The sequence below is a fragment of the Streptomyces sp. ITFR-16 genome (genome assembly GCF_031844705.1).
Lineage (GTDB): Bacteria > Actinomycetota > Actinomycetes > Streptomycetales > Streptomycetaceae > Streptomyces.
In genome coordinates, this window is record NZ_CP134609.1 from 4,598,409 (window position 1) to 4,615,901 (window position 17,493).

The 17,493-nt window shown below is 70.3% G+C and carries 15 protein-coding genes and 2 pseudogenes; 9 read left to right on the forward strand and 8 right to left on the reverse strand.

Features of this window, described 5'->3' with window-relative positions; translation table 11 throughout:
- Nucleotides 1–71 precede the first annotated feature (71 nt).
- The 4 genes from RLT58_RS20380 to RLT58_RS20395 all read left to right on the forward strand — a co-directional run bounded on the left by RLT58_RS20380 (nt 72) and on the right by RLT58_RS20395 (nt 1,869).
- Nucleotides 72–251: a hypothetical protein gene (locus tag RLT58_RS20380; RefSeq protein WP_311311806.1), complete on the forward strand. Its 180-nt coding sequence runs from the start codon at nt 72–74 to the stop codon at nt 249–251.
- 124 nt (nt 252–375) lie between these two features.
- On the forward strand, nt 376–822 hold the full coding sequence (locus RLT58_RS20385) for a BlaI/MecI/CopY family transcriptional regulator (protein ID WP_311311807.1): 447 nt from the start codon (nt 376–378) through the stop codon (nt 820–822).
- 9 nt (nt 823–831) lie between these two features.
- Complete coding sequence (locus RLT58_RS20390) at nt 832–1,389, forward strand: amino-acid N-acetyltransferase (protein WP_311311808.1); 558 nt, start codon at nt 832–834, stop codon at nt 1,387–1,389.
- A gap of 144 nt (nt 1,390–1,533) precedes the next feature.
- Complete coding sequence (locus RLT58_RS20395) at nt 1,534–1,869, forward strand: histone-like nucleoid-structuring protein Lsr2 (RefSeq protein WP_311311809.1); 336 nt, start codon at nt 1,534–1,536, stop codon at nt 1,867–1,869.
- Here RLT58_RS20395 and RLT58_RS20400 read toward each other — a convergent pair.
- Nucleotides 1,848–2,465: an SCO3374 family protein gene (locus tag RLT58_RS20400; RefSeq protein WP_311311810.1), complete on the reverse strand. Its 618-nt coding sequence runs from the start codon at nt 2,463–2,465 to the stop codon at nt 1,848–1,850. The genes RLT58_RS20395 and RLT58_RS20400 overlap by 22 nt on opposite strands.
- Before the next feature lie 441 nt (nt 2,466–2,906).
- Between RLT58_RS20400 and RLT58_RS20405 the strand changes: the two genes are divergently transcribed.
- The 3 genes and pseudogenes from RLT58_RS20405 (at nt 2,907) to RLT58_RS20415 (ending at nt 8,025) form a co-directional block, all read left to right on the forward strand.
- Nucleotides 2,907–5,435 carry an ATP-dependent Clp protease ATP-binding subunit gene (locus RLT58_RS20405; RefSeq protein WP_311311811.1) on the forward strand — a complete coding sequence of 843 codons (2,529 nt, stop codon included), beginning with the start codon at nt 2,907–2,909 and terminating at the stop codon, nt 5,433–5,435.
- A gap of 265 nt (nt 5,436–5,700) precedes the next feature.
- Nucleotides 5,701–6,871 (forward strand): annotated as a pseudogene (locus tag RLT58_RS20410) (PQQ-binding-like beta-propeller repeat protein).
- A 416-nt stretch (nt 6,872–7,287) separates the two neighbouring features.
- The gene (locus RLT58_RS20415) at nt 7,288–8,025 is read left to right on the forward strand and encodes a M23 family metallopeptidase (RefSeq protein ID WP_311311813.1); all 738 of its coding nucleotides are present in this window, start codon (nt 7,288–7,290) and stop codon (nt 8,023–8,025) included.
- Nucleotides 8,026–8,048: 23 nt separating this feature from the next.
- Here RLT58_RS20415 and RLT58_RS20420 read toward each other — a convergent pair whose 3' ends face one another.
- The gene (locus RLT58_RS20420) at nt 8,049–8,633 is read right to left on the reverse strand and encodes a TetR/AcrR family transcriptional regulator (RefSeq protein ID WP_311311814.1); all 585 of its coding nucleotides are present in this window, start codon (nt 8,631–8,633) and stop codon (nt 8,049–8,051) included.
- Nucleotides 8,634–8,760: 127 nt separating this feature from the next.
- Here RLT58_RS20420 and RLT58_RS20425 point away from each other — a divergent pair.
- Nucleotides 8,761–10,340, forward strand: a pseudogene (locus tag RLT58_RS20425) (MDR family MFS transporter).
- 69 nt (nt 10,341–10,409) lie between these two features.
- On the opposite strand, the gene cseC reads toward RLT58_RS20425, so the two are convergent.
- The 5 genes from cseC to RLT58_RS20450 all read right to left on the reverse strand — a co-directional run bounded on the left by cseC (nt 10,410) and on the right by RLT58_RS20450 (nt 15,016).
- Nucleotides 10,410–11,792: a two-component system sensor histidine kinase CseC gene (cseC, locus tag RLT58_RS20430; protein ID WP_311311815.1), complete on the reverse strand. Its 1,383-nt coding sequence runs from the start codon at nt 11,790–11,792 to the stop codon at nt 10,410–10,412.
- Entirely contained in the window at nt 11,789–12,490 is a 702-nt protein-coding gene (cseB, locus tag RLT58_RS20435) for a two-component system response regulator CseB (RefSeq protein WP_311311816.1), read from the reverse strand. Before cseB ends, cseC begins: the two co-directional genes overlap by 4 nt.
- A gap of 10 nt (nt 12,491–12,500) precedes the next feature.
- Nucleotides 12,501–13,244 carry a hypothetical protein gene (locus RLT58_RS20440; RefSeq protein ID WP_399131656.1) on the reverse strand — a complete coding sequence of 248 codons (744 nt, stop codon included), beginning with the start codon at nt 13,242–13,244 and terminating at the stop codon, nt 12,501–12,503.
- Entirely contained in the window at nt 13,232–13,876 is a 645-nt protein-coding gene (locus RLT58_RS20445; RefSeq protein WP_311311817.1) for a SigE family RNA polymerase sigma factor, read from the reverse strand. The genes RLT58_RS20440 and RLT58_RS20445 overlap by 13 nt, the downstream gene beginning before the upstream one ends.
- A gap of 237 nt (nt 13,877–14,113) precedes the next feature.
- On the reverse strand, nt 14,114–15,016 hold the full coding sequence (locus tag RLT58_RS20450; protein WP_311311818.1) for an HhH-GPD family protein: 903 nt from the start codon (nt 15,014–15,016) through the stop codon (nt 14,114–14,116).
- A gap of 371 nt (nt 15,017–15,387) precedes the next feature.
- On the opposite strand from RLT58_RS20450, the gene RLT58_RS20455 reads away from it, so the two are divergent.
- Nucleotides 15,388–16,203, forward strand: a complete 816-nt coding sequence (locus RLT58_RS20455; RefSeq protein WP_311314581.1) for a hypothetical protein — start codon at nt 15,388–15,390, stop codon at nt 16,201–16,203.
- Between the two features lie 108 nt (nt 16,204–16,311).
- Here the strand turns inward: RLT58_RS20455 and disA are convergent, their stop codons facing one another.
- The gene (gene disA / locus RLT58_RS20460; protein ID WP_311311819.1) at nt 16,312–17,436 is read right to left on the reverse strand and encodes a DNA integrity scanning diadenylate cyclase DisA; all 1,125 of its coding nucleotides are present in this window, start codon (nt 17,434–17,436) and stop codon (nt 16,312–16,314) included.
- Between the last annotated feature and the right edge of the window lie 57 nt (nt 17,437–17,493).

Sequence of the window (17,493 nt, forward strand, 5' to 3'; positions counted from 1 at the left end):
GTGGGACCTTTCGCAGGACCTCCCGTGGGGCCTCTCATGGGGGCCGGGGCGGGCTCGCTACTCTGGACCCCATGGAATACGTATCCGCGCTCGTTCCCCCCGTGGTGATGGCCGCCTTCTTCATCGGCCTGGTCGTGACGATCGTCAAGAGCCAGGGCGGGCCGAACAAGGCCAAGGAGGACGCGGCCGTGGACGCGGCGATCAGCCGCGCGGAAGCGGCCCACCAGGCGCCCCGGACCGAAGGCGTCTGAGCCTCTCCGCAGGCGCTCACCGCGCGCACCCCGTACGAAGGGCGTACGGCTCCACGAGAGCCGTGCGCCCTTTTGCTGTGTATATAACCGCGCATTCCAGACAAATTGCCACTAAGGTGACGCTGTGCCCCGTCAATTGGGAGAGCTGGAAGACGCCGTGATGACGCGGGTCTGGCAATGGAACCGTCCGGTAACCGTGCGGGAAGTCCTGGAGGACCTTCAGCAGGAGCGGTCCATCGCCTACACCACCGTCATGACGGTAATGGACAATCTCCATCAGAAGGGCTGGGTGCGCCGGGAAGTGGACGGCCGCGCATATCGATATACGGCGGTCTCCACGCGCGCCGCATACTCGGCGGCCCTGATGAACGAAGCGTGGTCGCGGAGTGACAACCCCGCCGCGGCGCTGGTCGCGTTCTTCGGGATGATGTCGGCGGAGCAGCGCGAAGCGCTCCGCGACGCGATGCGGATCGTTCTGCCCACACTTCCCGAGGATGCCGAGGCGCCCGACGGTGAAGCGGGTGAAGCCGGTGAAGCGGCCGATGAAGCGGAGCCGGAGAGCGGGCGATAGCGTCTGCGTATGTCCTCAGAGCTTCCGCAAACCGATTTCCAGACCGAACCGTCGGTTATAAACGTGGCCATCACCGTCCGGCGTGCGCGCACGAGCGATGTGCCCGCCGTCCGCCGTCTCCTCGACGGCTACGTTCGGGAAGGCATCCTGCTCGACAAAGCGACGGTGACGCTTTACGAGGACATCCAGGAGTTCTGGATCGCCGAACGCGACGAGGACGCCCGGGTCATCGGCTGCGGCGCACTGCATGTGATGTGGGAAGACCTCGCCGAAGTCCGTACTCTCGCGGTCGATCACAGCATCAAGGGCGCCGGAGTCGGGCATCAAGTCCTCGACAAGTTGTTGCAGACCGCCCGCTGGCTGGGCGTCCGCCGGGTTTTCTGCCTCACCTTCGAAGTCGACTTCTTCGCGAAGCACGGCTTCGTCGAGATCGGAGAGACACCGGTCGACGGGGATGTGTACAGCGAGCTGCTGCGTTCCTATGACGAGGGAGTCGCGGAGTTCCTCGGTCTCGAACGAGTGAAGCCGAACACCTTGGGCAACAGCCGGATGCTTCTGCACCTGTGACCGCGCGAAGAAGACCGAGCCCTATGTCCGAATCGCGCACGTTTCCCGTCCTCTTGTGCTCCTGAACCTCTCCCGGGGGTTTGTGTTTTCCGGGGAAAAGCGGTTTCCTTTCCGCGTACTCCATTTTCGATGAAAGGAAATCCGGTGGCACAGAAGGTTCAGGTCCTTCTTGTTGACGACCTCGACGGCGGCGAGGCGGACGAGACGGTGACGTTCGCGCTGGATGGCAAGACCTACGAGATTGACCTCACCACGAGCAACGCGGACAAGCTGCGCAGTCTTCTTGAGCCCTACGCCAAGAACGGCCGGCGCACCGGTGGCCGGGCGGCGTCCGGCCGCGGCAAGGGCCGCGCCGTTACGGGGGGCAACAAGGACACCGCCGAGATCCGGAAGTGGGCCCGCGAGAACGGCCACAATGTGAATGACCGCGGCCGCGTTCCCGCCGAGATCCGCGAGGCTTACGAGAAGGCCAACGGCTGAGCGGTCCGCTCATCGGCAGGCAGCCCCGTCCGGGCATGCGTCAGCCGGGCCCGATGGCATTCCGTCGCCACGGCGTCGACGAGCCGGATGAGATCGGGAGCATCCCCACCCCTGCTCCCGAACCCGGAGAACGCCGGGAGAACCGGCACTCCGTCCTGTTCTCGCAGTGACCAGGGGGGCCGCAGCCAGGATGCGGCCCCCGGCGGCACCGGCCGGCCCGGCGGCGGCGGTGCGGTGATCCGGCCGCCCGCGCCGAGAGCGGTCAGCGCGAGAGAGACCCCGCCCCACTCCAGCCAGTCGAGCAGCCCCGGCAGCTCGTCCGCGCTGCCCGGCGCCACCAGCAGACTCATCCGACGGCCCGTCAGTGCCACCGGTCCCGTCGGACCCGCCCGCCGCAGCGCCGCGAGCCCGGCGGCGGCGGGGACCACGAGTGTGTCGAACCGCAGCCCGGTCAGCAGCCGCACGGGCGCGCTGCCCGCTGCGGCCCAGCCGAGCTCCCGCTCGTACCACCGGGCCCAGTCGCCCAGTGGCACGTCGGCATCGCTGTCCCGCTCGGCGGGTGACGGGGTGCGCGGCGGCGGGACGGTGAGGGCCATGTGGGAAGAACTCCGGATCCGCCCCAGGGGTTACGCAGAGTCCCTGATCGAACGCATAGTGTGTCCGGGTTGGGGGCGTACGGACGCATTCGGGAGTACCAAGATGTTCGCCCGTAGCGGAGGGAACCCGCGTACCCCGCATGGACTGTCTGTAATTGCGGGTAAGACATCCCTAGTGGGAGGGGCGACACGCAAGCCAACGGACGTCTCACGTTCGCCATCGGCGTACTGGCGATAGGGGTATCTGCCTGGCCTGCGGGAACATCGTCTCGCACCATCGGGTTGGAGCAGTTGTCGGCGTTCGGGGCAGCAGATCCCCCGGGAAGCAGGGCCGGGTGTCGGCAGTTGAAATGAGCGGTCCCCGCTTGCGGGACTAAGCTGCGGAAGGACAGGGAGGGGACCGACCCCTTACTGCCTGACCGCTCTGAGGAGCGATTAACGATGTTCGAGAGGTTCACCGACCGCGCGCGGCGGGTTGTCGTCCTGGCTCAGGAAGAAGCCCGGATGCTCAACCACAACTACATCGGCACCGAGCACATCCTCCTGGGCCTGATCCACGAGGGTGAGGGTGTCGCCGCTAAGGCCCTGGAGAGCCTCGGGATTTCGCTCGAGGCGGTCCGCCAGCAGGTGGAGGAGATCATCGGCCAGGGCCAGCAGGCCCCGTCCGGCCACATCCCCTTCACGCCCCGAGCCAAGAAGGTCCTGGAGCTGTCGCTCCGCGAGGCCCTCCAGCTCGGCCACAACTACATCGGCACCGAGCACATCCTGCTCGGCCTCATCCGCGAGGGCGAGGGCGTCGCCGCCCAGGTCCTCGTGAAGCTGGGCGCCGACCTGAACCGGGTGCGCCAGCAGGTCATCCAGCTGCTCTCCGGTTACTCGGGGGGCAAGGAGGCCGCCACCGCCGGCGGCCCCGCGGAGGGCACTCCCTCCACCTCCCTGGTGCTGGACCAGTTCGGCCGGAATCTCACCCAGGCCGCTCGCGAATCCAAGCTCGACCCGGTCATCGGGCGCGAGAAGGAGATCGAGCGGGTCATGCAGGTGCTGTCCCGGCGCACGAAGAACAACCCGGTCCTCATCGGCGAGCCCGGCGTCGGCAAGACGGCGGTCGTCGAGGGCCTGGCCCAGGCCATCGTCAAGGGCGAGGTGCCCGAGACCCTCAAGGACAAGCACCTCTACACCCTCGACCTCGGCGCCCTGGTCGCCGGCTCCCGCTACCGCGGTGACTTCGAGGAGCGCCTGAAGAAGGTGCTCAAGGAGATCCGCACCCGCGGCGACATCATCCTGTTCATCGACGAGCTCCACACCCTGGTGGGTGCGGGCGCCGCCGAGGGCGCGATCGACGCCGCGAGCATCCTCAAGCCCATGCTGGCGCGAGGCGAGCTGCAGACCATCGGTGCCACCACGCTCGACGAGTACCGCAAGCACCTGGAGAAGGACGCCGCTCTCGAGCGCCGCTTCCAGCCCATCCAGGTCGCGGAGCCGTCGCTGCCGCACACCATCGAGATCCTCAAGGGTCTGCGCGACCGCTACGAGGCCCACCACCGCGTGTCCATCACGGACGAGGCGCTGGTGCAGGCCGCGACGCTGGCCGACCGGTACATCTCGGACCGCTTCCTGCCGGACAAGGCGATCGACCTGATCGACGAGGCCGGTTCCCGGATGCGCATCCGCCGGATGACCGCGCCGCCGGACCTCCGCGAGTTCGACGAGAAGATCGCGGGTGTCCGCCGGGACAAGGAGTCGGCCATCGACTCCCAGGACTTCGAGAAGGCGGCGTCTCTCCGCGACAAGGAGAAGCAGCTGCTGGCGGCGAAGGCCAAGCGCGAGAAGGAGTGGAAGGCCGGCGACATGGACGTCGTGGCCGAGGTGGACGGCGAGCTCATCGCCGAGGTCCTCGCCACCGCCACCGGCATCCCGGTCTTCAAGCTGACGGAGGAGGAGTCCTCCCGTCTGCTGCGCATGGAGGACGAGCTCCACAAGCGCGTCATCGGCCAGAAGGACGCCATCAAGGCCCTCTCGCAGGCGATCCGCCGTACGCGAGCCGGTCTGAAGGACCCGAAGCGCCCCGGTGGCTCGTTCATCTTCGCCGGCCCGTCCGGCGTCGGTAAGACCGAGCTCTCCAAGACGCTCGCCGAGTTCCTCTTCGGCGACGAGGACGCGCTGATCTCCCTCGACATGTCGGAGTTCAGCGAGAAGCACACGGTCTCGCGTCTCTTCGGTTCGCCCCCCGGCTACGTGGGCTACGAGGAGGGCGGGCAGCTCACCGAGAAGGTGCGCCGCAAGCCGTTCTCCGTCGTCCTCTTCGACGAGGTCGAGAAGGCCCACCCCGACATCTTCAACTCCCTGCTCCAGATCCTGGAGGACGGTCGCCTGACCGACTCCCAGGGCCGGGTCGTGGACTTCAAGAACACGGTCATCATCATGACGACCAACCTCGGGACCCGGGACATCTCCAAGGGCTTCAACCTGGGCTTCGCCGCCCAGGGCGACGTGAAGACGAACTACGAGCGGATGAAGATCAAGGTCAACGAAGAGCTCAAGCAGCACTTCCGGCCCGAGTTCCTCAACCGCGTCGACGACACGGTCGTCTTCCACCAGCTCACCGAGGAAGACATCATCCAGATCGTCGACCTCATGCTCGCCAAGGTGGACGAGCGCCTGAAGGACCGCGACATGGGCATCGAGCTGAGCCCGGCCGCCAAGTCGCTTCTGGCGAAGAAGGGCTACGACCCCGTGATGGGCGCCCGGCCGCTGCGCCGGACGATCCAGCGCGAGATCGAGGACATCCTCTCCGAGAAGATCCTCTTCGGTGAGCTGCGCCCTGGTCACATCGTGGTCGTCGGCACCGAGGGCGAGGGTGACGAGCAGAAGTTCACCTTCAGGGGCGAGGAGAAGTCGGCTCTGCCCGACGTCCCGCCGATCGAGCAGGCGGCAGGCGGCGCCGGCCCGAACATGACGAAGGAAGCGTGACAGGCGCCTAGCGCCCGAGCGTGCAAAGGGCGGCCCCGGACCGGTTCACACCGGCCCGGGGCCGCCCTTTCTTTGCGCCCGCACACGGTGACGGGCGCGTCACGGGGCTGTCCCGGTCGCGTCCGGTCCGCTCGATGGCCGAAAGCCGCTGGTTAGTCTGGCCCGGCTCCGGACGCGCCGTCCGGGGCCCGGACGTACAAACGGGTCCGGACGTGCAGCGAGGGGGAGACAGGCCATGGGCAGAGGCGATGTGTCGCGCAGGCGGATGATGAGGCTGGCGGGGGCCGGGCTGGTACTGCTGGGGGCCGGTACCTCGGCCTGCGGGCCCGAGGAGGACCCCGCGGCCGGCGGCGGGGGCGGCGGGACGCAGAGCCCGGCGGCGGACAAGCCGGCCTCCGGGGTCCAAGCCGCAGGCCGCCTGGCAGCACCCCGCCACGTTCGACGGGCTGGCCTGGATCTCCGCGCTCGCCGTGGTCGACAACGTGGTGCTCGTCTCCGGTGACCCGCTGGTGGCCCGCGACCTGGCCACCGGCAAGGAGATCTGGTCCCGCGCCGAGGTCACCACCCCCGGCGCCAACATGCTCATAGGCGGCGGGACGCTCTATCTCGGCAGCGCCCGTTACGACGGCAACATCATCGGGCTGGACCCGGCGACGGGCAAGGACACCTGGCGCAGCCGGCTGGGCAAGGAGTACTCCCAGCCCCGGCCGATCGCCGCGGACGCGCACCACGTCTATGTCGTGGCGGGGATCCTGGACAAGGACTTCCGGACGCCGGACAACGTCATCGCCGCGATCGACACCACGTCCGGCAAGGTCGTCTGGCGCGAGCAGCGCGATCACGGCACGGACCAGAACGGCATCACCGCGCAGGTGGCCGGCAACCGGCTCGCCTACACCGACTTCCGGGAGAACCTCACGGTCCGCGACACCGCGACCGGCCACCAGGTCTGGACGAAGAAGATCGGCCGCTCCAGCAACCGGGGCTTCGTGGTCCACGACGGTCTGGTCATCGTCGCGAACGGCGAGCGGATGCGCGCCTTCGACCTGGCGGACGGCCGGGAGGCCTGGTCCTTCGCGACCGAGAAGTACACCCGGTTCAACGATCCGGCGGTCCTGGACGGCGTTCTCTACGTCTCCGACAGCCTGCACGGCCTGTGGGCGGCCGACCCGGCCACCGGGAAGCGGCACTGGCACAACAAGGGAAGCCTGGACGTCGCGGCCCCCTGGCAGTTCGCCAAGGTCGGCGACGTCCTCTACGGGGCGACGGAGTTCGACAAGAACGGCGGCATCCACGCCTTCGACCCCGCCGACGGCTCGCTGCGCTGGACCTACAACGACGGCACGGGCAACATCCAGCGCTGGTACCTGGCGGCGGGCGGCAAGAACCTCGTGGCCCTGCACGGCAAGAAGGTGACCGGCCTGCCCGCCGCGTAGCGATCGGCACCGGGCCGAAGGTCCCGGAACGGACGGTCTTTGGTCCCACCGCCGGTGACAAGGCGCACAGGCCTTCGGAGGCCTACTAGCCGGGTTAGGAGCAACGGGCCCGATCCGCCGCGGGACCTTCGGCCCTGCGGCGGGCGGGCCCTTGGGCGGTCTGGGTGGAAGTGCCCGGATAGCGGGTCTGTGTCCGTTAAGGCCGGTTTGGAACTGGGGTTAAACCTGTTCCGGCGAAGACTTTCCACGGCCTGCGGCAGGCCCTGTCCGGGACCCGTCCCGGCGAATTCCCGGGGCTCCGGCTACGACTTTTATTCGTAGATGGGGGGTTTGTACCCGGTTGGGGGCGCGGGTTACCAAGGGATGGCCAGCCCGGCGGAATGCCGGGTCCAGTCATCTCCGGAGGTTTTCCGCTTATGTCGAAGCGCGTTACGTTCCAGTCCCGCCGCCCGTCCGTGTCCCGTGTCCGTGGCGCCGTGGTGGCAGCCGGCCTGGGGACATCGATGGTTCTCGGTGCGGGTGCTGCGTTCGCGGCCGGCACGGCGGGAACCCCGGGTGCCGCGAGCCTGGTGAGCTCGGCCACCGCCGACTCGGTCGCCAAGCAGGCGGCCGCCCAGGGCAAGGCCGCCGAGCACACCGCGAAGAAGAAGGCCGAGGCGGCGAAGAAGAAGGCCGCAGCCAAGAAGAAGGCCGCCGCCGCGAAGAAGAAGGCCGCCGCCAAGCGGGCCGCGAAGCTGGCGTGGGAGACCCCGGTCGACCACTACGAGCTGAGCGCGAGCTTCGGCAACGACGGCAGCCGCTGGGCGCACAAGCACTCCGGCCAGGACTTCGCCGTGCCGATCGGCACCAAGGTCGAGGCCGCGCACACCGGCACCATCGTCAAGGCCGGCCCCAACGGCGGCGGCGACGGTCCCGCGTACGGCAACGCCATCGTGATCAAGCACAGCGACGGCCGCTACTCGCAGTACGCGCACCTGTCGAAGATCGACGTGCACATCGGCCAGCACGTGAAGAAGGGCCAGAAGATCGCCCTGTCCGGCAACACCGGCAACTCCAGCGGCCCGCACCTGCACTTCGAGATCCGGAACACCGCGAACTACGGTTCCGCGGTCAACCCGGTGAACTACCTCCACAAGGAGGGCGTCACGGTCTGATCCGGCCGCGACACCCCTTGCCCCTACTGGTGGGGACCCGGGTCATGGGCCCGGGTGACCAGTTCGACGGCGACTTCGAGGACGGCCTTGCGCTTCTCCTCGGGGTCGCCGTCGATGTCTTTGAGCGCGAACATCCCGGCGTGCATGGTGAAGAGCGCCGTGAAGCAGCGCACCTGGTCGGTGAGCGGCGCGTCGGGGTCCTTGATCAGGTCGACGAGGGACAGGACCCGGCCCTTGATCGTCTGGCCGATGCTCAGGTCGCGTACGGTCGCCTGGTTCTCCTGCATGAAGCGGAAGAGCGGGGCGGCAGCGACCAGCGCGTCGCTGTAGCGGCGGAGGATCTCCACCTTCGTCTCCAGGGTGCGCGGCTGTGTCTCGCCCCAGGCGATCAGCTCCGCGACCGGCCGGTTGAGGCCCTCGAAGATGCTGACCAAGATGTCTTCCTTGGTCTTGAAGTGGTAGTACAGCGCCGCCTTGGTGACGTCCAGCCTCTCGCTGATCTCCCGCAGGGAGGTCTTCTCGTACCCCTGCTCGGCGAAGAGTTCCAGGGCCACGTCCTGGATGCGCTGGCGGGTGTTGCCCCGGCGCGGCTGCGGCGTGCTGCCCATGGTGCTCTCCCGAGAGATACTTGCTTGACGCCCGGCTAGTTACGGGGTTGCTTTCCCTGAGTATAGTCAACTAGCCGGGCGGCAAGTAAGTACCCCGGTGAGCAGGGGATCAGGGGAGTTGGGGAACATGGCGGATCTCAAGAAGGCGCCGGACAGGAAGGCGGACGACGGCCCGGCCGACCGGGCGCGGAAGCCTGAGCCGCAGCAGCGAAGCGTGCGGGTGGTGGTGCTCGCCCTGATGATCGCCATGCTGCTGGCCATGCTCGACAACCTGATCGTCGGCACCGCGATGCCGACGATCGTCGGCGACCTCGGCGGACTCGAACACCTCTCCTGGGTCGTCACCGCCTACACCCTGGCCACCGCCGCCTCCACCCCCATCTGGGGCTCGGCGACATGTACGGGCGCAAGGGCATCTTCCTCACGTCCATCGTGATCTTCCTGATCGGCTCCGTGCTCAGCGGCATGGCCCAGGACATGGGCCAGCTGATCGGCTTCCGCGCGGTCTAGGGCCTCGGCGCCGGCGGGCTGATGGTCGGCGTCATGGCGATCATCGGTGACCTCGTGCCGCCCCGCGAGCGCGGCAAGTACCAGGGCATGATGGCCGGCGTGATGGCCATCGCCATGATCGGCGGCCCGCTGGTCGGCGGCACCATCACCGACCACCTCGGCTGGCGCTGGAGCTTCTACATCAACCTGCCGCTGGGCGCCGTCGCACTGATCATGATCACCACGGTCCTGCACCTGCCCAGGCGGGAGCGGACCAAGGCGAAGGTCGACTACCTCGGCGCCGGCCTGCTGACCGTCGGCATCACCGCCATCGTGCTGGTCACCACCTGGGGCGGTTCGGAGTACGACTGGAACTCCGCCGTCATCATGGAGCTCATCGCGATCGGCGTCGCCGCGCTGGCCGGATTCCTCTTCGTCGAGACGAAGGCCGCGGAGCCGATCATCCCGCTGCACATCTTCCGCAACGCGAACTTCACGCTGATGTCCCTGGTCGGCTTCATGGCGGGCTTCGTGATGTTCGGCGCGGTGCTCTTCCTGCCGCTGTTCCAGCAGTCCGTCCAGGGCGCGTCCGCGACCAACTCCGGACTGCTGCTCCTGCCGATGCTGCTCGCGATGATGGTCGTCTCGCTCGTCGCCGGACGGATCACCACCAGCACCGGCAAGTACAAGATCTTCCCGATCCTCGGCTCGATCCTGATGGTGACCGGCCTCTTCCTGCTCTCGCAGATGGACACCTCCACCACCCGGTTCACCTCCGGCGTCTACATGGCCGTGCTGGGCGCGGGCATGGGCTTCCTGATGCAGATCACGATGCTCGTCGCGCAGAACAGCGTGGAGCTGAAGGACATGGGCGTCGCCTCGTCCTCCACCACCCTCTTCCGCACGCTCGGCAGCTCCTTCGGCGTCGCCATCATGGGCGCGCTGTTCACCGGACGGGTGAACGACGAGATGGCCGCCCGCGGCGGCGCGGGTGCCACCACGCACGGCGCCCAGCTGGACGCGGCGAGCCTGGCCAAGCTGCCGGCACCGGTGCGCGAGGCGTACGAGTACGCGGTGGCCTCCGGCACCCACATCGCCTTCCTGGTGGGCGCGTCCGTCGGGCTGATCGCCCTGGTCGCGGCCCTCTTCGTCAAGGAGGTCCCGCTGCGGGGCGCCGGCCCGGAGACGGCCAAGGCCCCGGTGGCCGACGCCGTGTAGAGCGTCCGACCGTACGGAGAAGGGCCTCGGCGCGCGTGTGCGCCCCGGGGCCCTTCTCCGTACCCCCGCTCAGCCCTCCGGTCGCTCCCCGCGCGCCCAGCTGCCGGCGGCCTTGCGGGCCCCCGGCTCCGGGCCGCGCTGCTCGGTCAGGAGCATCGGGTAGCTGCCGGTGTCGGTCGGCGCGTGCTCGGGCAGCCACAGCACGGCGATCGCCCCGCCGGCGCCCTGGGCCGCGCCCTCGGGCGCGGCGTTGCGGAAGGTCAGCCGGGCGCCGAGCACCCGGGCCTGGCCGGCCGCGATCGTCAGCCCGAGACCGTGCCCGTGCCCGGCCCGGTCGGTGGATCCGGTACGGAACCGGCTCGGCCCCTCCCGCAGCAGCGCCGCCGGGAACCCCGAGCCGTGATCGCGGACCCGGACCACCCGGCCCTCGACCGTGACCTCCACCGGGGTGGAGCCGTGCTTGGCGGCATTGCCCAGCAGATTGCCCAGGATGCGCTCCAGCCGGCGCGGATCGGTGCTGACCCACGACTCGTGAACCACATGCACCCGCACATCGGGGTCCAGCAGCGCCACCCGGCGGCTGACGAACTCACCGAGCGCGATCTCCTGGAGCTCGGCCCGCTCGGACGCGCTGTCCAGCCGGGCCACCTCCAGCACGTCCTCGACCAGGGTGCGCATCGCCTGCGCCCGGTCCCGTACGAGCTCCGTGGGACGGCCGGGCGGCAGCAGCTCGGCCGCCGTGAGCAGCCCCGTCACCGGGGTGCGCAGCTCGTGCGCGATGTCCGCGGTGACCCGCCGCTCGGCCTCGATCCGCTCGTTCAGCGCGTCGGTCAGGGCGTCCACCGCACCGGCCAGCTCATCGGTCTCGTCCCGTACGACACCGCCGACGGCGTCCCTGACCCGGACGTCCGTATTGCCCTGGGCGACCTTCCCGGCCGCGGCCGCCGCCTTGCGCAGCCGGCGCGACAGCTGGCCGCCGATCAGCACCCCCAGGGCGGAACCGCCGAGGACCACCGAGACCGAACCGATGATCAGTGCCCGGTCCAGGTCGCCCATGATCGTGGTGGAGCGGTCGGCGAACCGGGTGTGCAGCGAGAGCACGTCCCCGTTGCCCACCGGCACGGCCGCCCAGACGTCGGGCACCCCGCCCCGGTCCTCGACATGCGTGGCCCGCCGGTTGCGCCGGGTCTCCTGGCGCAGGCTCTTCGGCATCGTCGGATCGTTGAGCTTGGCGCCGAAGCGGGGGTCGGCCTTCTTCGTCTTCGTCGCCTCGTAGAGCAGCTGGGCGTAGTTCAGCCGCTCCAGCTGGACCTCGCGGGCGTTCTCCAGCATCGAGACCCGGGCCGCGTTGTGCACCACCAGGCTCAGCGCGACCGCGATCAGCGCGCCGACCGCCGCGATGGCGATGCTGATCTTCCAGCGGACACCCGTCCGCAGATCCGGGCGCCTCATGCCCGGAGCTTGTAGCCGAAGCCGCGGACCGTCTCGATCCTGTCCTGGCCGACCTTCGTCCGCAGCCGCTGCACATGGACGTCCACGACCCGGGTGTCGCCGCCCCAGCCGTAGTCCCAGACCCGCTCCAGCAGCTTGTCGCGGGAGAGCACCGTGCCCGGCGCGGAGGAGAACTCCAGCAGCAGCCGCATCTCGGTCGGGGTCAGGCTCACCTGCTCGCCGCCCTTGCGCACCTCCATGCCCTCGGTGTCGACCTCCAGGTCACCGAAGACCAGCACCCCGCCCTCGGGCTGCTCCTGCGGCTCCCCGGCGCCGGCGCCCCCCGAGGCATGGCCGAAGCGCCGCAGCACGGCCCGGATGCGGGCTACCAGGACGGCCCCGTCGAACGGCTTGGTGACGTAGTCGTCGGCGCCGGCCTCCAGGCCGAGCACCACGTCGATCGAGTCGGCGCGGGCCGACAGCATGATCACCGGAACCGTCGACTCGTCCCGGATGCGCCGGCACAGGCTGACCCCGTCCAGGCCCGGCACCATCACGTCGAGCAGCGCGATGTCGGGCCGGTCGGCCCGGAACGCCTCGAGGCCGCTGAGCCCGTCGGGCATCGCGGTGACCACGAAGCCGTCCCGCTCCAGCGCCAGCTGGGTGGCCTCGCGGATGACGTCGTCGTCCTCGACGAACAGGACATGGGTCTCGGCCATCGCACTGCTCTCAGTTCTTCGTCGGTTCCACCGGCGCGGGGAACTCCCCGTCCCCGGTGCCGACGGCTCTGTTGAAGTCGTTGTGTACCCGGTCCTGCTCACCGAACCGGCCCCCCGCCCAGTGGTACGTGATCACTTCCTCGCCCGAGGGATAGGCGACCGCGTCCTTCTGCCCGTACACCTGGGTCGTCACCACGAGGTCACCGCGGTCGATGGTGCCGTACACGGCGGGCTGTTCCACGGTGAACACGTTCTCGTACGTGCCGTTGCCGCGCGGCCGGTACACATAGGTGCCGACGCCCACCGAGTCGCCGCAGGTCATCACGTTCACGACCACATCGGCGGACGAGGCGTCGGTCAGCGTGCCGTACGAGGTGTCCACCGGGTACTCGTCGCCCGTGCAGGGCTTCAGGTCCGTCCGGACCCGCTCGCTCACCTTGGTGTCCGCCTTGAGCAGCGCCACCGCGTCGATCCGGGGCGTGGGCTTGGCCGTGGAGGGGGCCGTCACGCTCGGGGTGACCTGGGCGACCGGCTGGGTGCCCGCCGGGCCCTCGTCGCGCGTGCCCGTGCCGCCGGTGGAGCAGCTGGCCGTGAACAGCCCGAAGACGGCGAGCCCGGCCAGTGCCGTACTGCTCGCCGCCCAGCCGGCCACCAGGCGTCTGCGCCCGTGACCGGCCCCGTCCCCGCTGTCCCCGTCGGTGGGCCGGCCGCCGCTCTCGCCGCCGCCGTCACCGCTGCCTGTCAGGCCGCGCACCGCTCCCGCCCCCGCTCGTCGTGACGCCTGTCCGCCGGCGCCCCTGCCCGCGTCCGCGGCCGCACCGCGGTGCCGGCCGACGCGGTGCGCGCGGCCGGGGTGTGGTCCCGGTCCTCGCGGAGCCGGGCCTCCCGGCTCGCGGCCTCCCTGCTCTCCAGCTCCTGGCGCAGACGCGCCAGCGCGCGGTGCAGGGTGCTCTTCACCGTACCGGCCGACATGCCGAGTGCCGCCGCGGTCTCCTCCGTGCTCATCTGCTCCCAGTGTCGCAGCACGACGACGCTGCGCTGCTTGGGAGCCAGCACCCCGAGGACGTCCATCAGCAGGGCGCGGTCGGCACGCTGCTCGGTGCCGTCCTCGACGCTGGCGTCGGGCAGCTGCTCGGTGGGGACCTCGTCGAGCTTGCGGGCGCGCCACCACTCGGTCCGGGTGTTGATCATGACGCGGCGCAGATAGGCGTCGGCCAGGGACTTGTCGGCGATGCCGTCCCAGCGGCCGTAGGTGCGGGCCAGCGCGGTCTGCAGCAGGTCCTGCGCGTCCACGGGGTCGGGGACCAGCCGGCGGGCACTGCGCAGCAGCGCCTCCTGCCGGGTCCGCACGTACTCCTCGAAACCGAGCACCTCGCCCTGCGCCATTACAACCGCCTCCGTCCCCGTGGAACCCCGTGGTACCGCCGCCAGCCGCCTGGTCGTCGGGCTGACGTCGGTGACGCTACGGAGCGGTTGTCACGAGGCTGTGCGGAGCAGCCGTAGGCCGACGCACGGCTGTCCATCGGTTGTGTAACAGCGCCGGGATGCACCCGGACAAAGGTCCCGCCCGGGGACGCGGAAGGGCCCGCCCCCACCGTCACGGCGGAGGGCGGGCCCGGTCCGTCAGGTCAGCGGCAGCCGGTAGTGGCCGCCGGCCAGCGGCTCGACCAGACCGTCGGAGACCAGCCCGTCCAGCGCACGGGCCCGCTGCACCGGCTCCTCCCACACCGCGTCCAGCGCGGCCTGCGGCACCGGGGTCACCGCCTCGCGCAGCACGGCGAGCAGCCGGCCGCGCACCTGCCGGTCGGTCCCGGCGTACGTCTGGCCGCGGCGCGGCGGCCCCTGGTGCGCGGGCTTCCCGGCCAGCCGCCAGGCGCACTGCGTGGCGATCGGGCAGCGCGTGCAGTCCTCGTTCTTCGCGGTGCAGACGAGGGCCCCGAGCTCCATCGTCGCCGCGGCCCACTGCGCGGCCCGCTCGTCCTCCTCCGGCAGCAGCGCCCGGGCGAGCCTGCGCTCGGCGGCGGTGGTCGCGTTCGGCGGGTACTGGATGCCGGTCGCGGCCCGGGCGAACACCCGGCGGACGTTGGTGTCGAGGACGGCGTGCCGCTGCCGGTAGGCGAACGAGGCCACAGCCGCCGCCGTGTACTCGCCGATCCCGGGCAGGGCGAGCAGCTGGGCGTGCTCGCTCGGTACGTCTCCGCCGTGCCGTTCCGTTATCGCCTTGGCGGCCCCGTGCAGCCTCAGCGCGCGGCGCGGGTAGCCGAGCCGGCCCCAGGCGCGGACGGCCTCGCCGGGGGGCTCCGCGGCGAGGTCGGCGGGGCGCGGCCAGCGGGACAGCCACTGTTCGTACACCGGGAGGACCCGGTTGACGGGGGTCTGCTGCAGCATGAACTCGCTCACCATCACACCCCAGGCGCCCGCCTCGGGGCGGCGCCAGGGCAGATCGCGGGCGTGCTGGTCGAACCACCCGATGACAGGGGTGTGGAGGGAGGCGGGGGGCGTCTGTGTCGCAGTCGTGGCAGTCATCGCACCCCCGATCCTGGCACGGACGGGCAGACACGGGTCAGGGGCACGGGGGTGTCAGCCCGCAAAGGAGCCCTTGGAGTGATAGAGCACACCCGTCTGTCCCCGCCCGGCCCGGCCGCGTGCCCGGCAAGTGGCGGCACGCCCCGCGAGCCGTTGCGGCAACTGGCCCCATGGGTCCGTTCTGGGCCGTGACCGGGTGATCACAGGGGGCGGTTTCGCGGCGGCCGGCAGCGTGAACGGGCCGTCCCGGGATGATGATCGGCAAAACTTGGCGGCCAGGGCGGCGGGTGGGGCGGGAGTTGGCGCTGATCTCTCGTACAGTTTGCGCCGTGGGATCTCTGCGTAATCCGATCGGTCCGCTTCCCTCCACCATCTACTGGCGACGGAGGGCGGTAGCGGCGGCTCTGGTCGCGCTGCTCGCGGCGCTGATCGCATGGGCCGTCACCTCCGGTGGCGACAAGGGAAGTCACGACGACTCCAAGGCCCCCGGCTCCGGTCCCGCCGACTCGATCACGCCCGGTCCCTCCGGTTCCGGCCCGGCGATCAGTGAACAGCCGGGCGGGCGCGACGAGTCGGACGACACCGGCGGCAGCGACGGTGGCAAGGACGGGAGTTCGGACGGCGGCTCCGGAGGTACGGGAGACGGCGCGGACGGCGGCGACGGCGCCAACGGCGGGGACGGACAGGGCGGTTCGGGCGGCGGTTCGGGCGGCTCCGAAGGTTCCGGCGGTGCCTCTGGCGGCGGCGCGAGCACCGGTCAGCAGGTCCCGGCCGGCTCCCCGCTCCCCGACTGCAAGCCCGCCGCACTGCAGTTGAGCCTGAAGACCGAGGTCAGCTACGGCCCCGACGAGAAGCCGAGGTTCCGGCTGATCGCCAAGAACACCTCGTCCACCACCTGCAAGGCCGACTTCGGCCCGAAGAGCGCGGTGCTGACCGTCACCGAGGCGGGCGGGGACGACGACGAGGTCTGGTCGTCCAAGGACTGCCCGCGCAACCCGGCTGCCGTGCTGCTGAAGGTGCCCGCCGGCGCGACCGTGGTGCACACCGTGGAGTGGGACCGCGCGAAGAGCGCCCCGAAGTGCGCGACCCCGCCCCCGGGCAAGGCCGGTCCCGGCACCTACCTGGTCGAGGCCAAGGCCCCGGGCGAGCCCGTGCAGCGCGCGTCGTTCGTCCTCGCCAAGGACTGAACCGAGGACTGAACCAAGGGCCGGGCCAAGGGCCGGCGAGGTCCGGCGGGAGCCGGAGGGGCCGGACGGGCCGTCGGGGGGTGTACGCGGGCGTACGCCCCCCGACCGCTACACGTACCGTTCGAGAATCGACGACTCGGCCAGCCGGGAGAGGCCCTCGCGCACGCTGCGCGCCCGTGCCTCGCCGACCCCGTCGACCGTCTGGAGATCGTCCACGCTCGCCGCGAGCAGCTTCTGCAGCCCGCCGAAGTGCTCCACCAGCCGGTCGATGATCGCCCCGGGCAGCCTCGGCACCTTCGCCAGCAGCCGGAAACCGCGCGGCGAGACCGCCGAGTCGAGCGTCTCCGGAGAGCCGCTGTACCCCAGCGCCCGTGCCACCACGGGAAGTTCGAGCAGCTCGGTGTGGGACAGCGCGTCCAGCTCGGTGAGCGCCTCCGCCACCGTCCGCGACCGCTTCGCGGTCGGCTCCGGCACATAGTCGCGCACGACCAGCTCGCGCTCCGGCTCCACGCCCGCGATCAACTCGTCGAGCTGGAGCGAGAGAAGCCGGCCGTCGGTCCCGAGCTCCACCACGTACTCGGCGATCTCGGTCGCGATCCGGCGCACCATCTCCAGGCGCTGGGCGACCGCGGTCACGTCCCGGACGGTCACCAGGTCCTCGATCTCCAGCGCGGAGAGCGTGCCCGCCACCTCGTCGAGCCGGAGCTTGTACCGCTCCAGCGTGGCGAGGGCCTGGTTGGCGCGGGAGAGGATCGCGGCGGACTCCTCCAGGACCCGGCGCTCCCCGTCCACGTACAGCGCGATGAGGTGCATCGACTGCGAGACCGAGACCACCGGGAAGTTGCACTGCTTGGAGACGCGGTCCGCCGTGCGGTGGCGGGTGCCGGTCTCCTCGGTCGGGATCGAGGCGTCCGGGACCAGCTGCACGCCGGCCCGCAGGATCTTGGTCATGTCCTTGTCGAGGATCAGCGCCCCGTCGAGCTTGGCCAGCTCGCGCAGCCGGGTCGCGGTGAATTCCACGTCCAGCACGAAGCCGCCGGTGCACATCGACTCGACGGTCCTGTCCATGCCGAGCACGATCAGGCCCCCGGTGTTGCCACGGAGAATGCGCTCCAGGCCGTCCCGCAGGGCCATTCCGGGCGCGACGGCGGACAACGAGGCGCGCATCAGCGCCTCGTTACCGGTGGTTTGGCCGGACTTTCCGGGCGATGCTGCCCGGTCGCTGGCTGCCACTGCACTCCTCCGGTCACAGGTTTGCGGTGCCCTTACGTCCCTCGTACCGTTCGTACG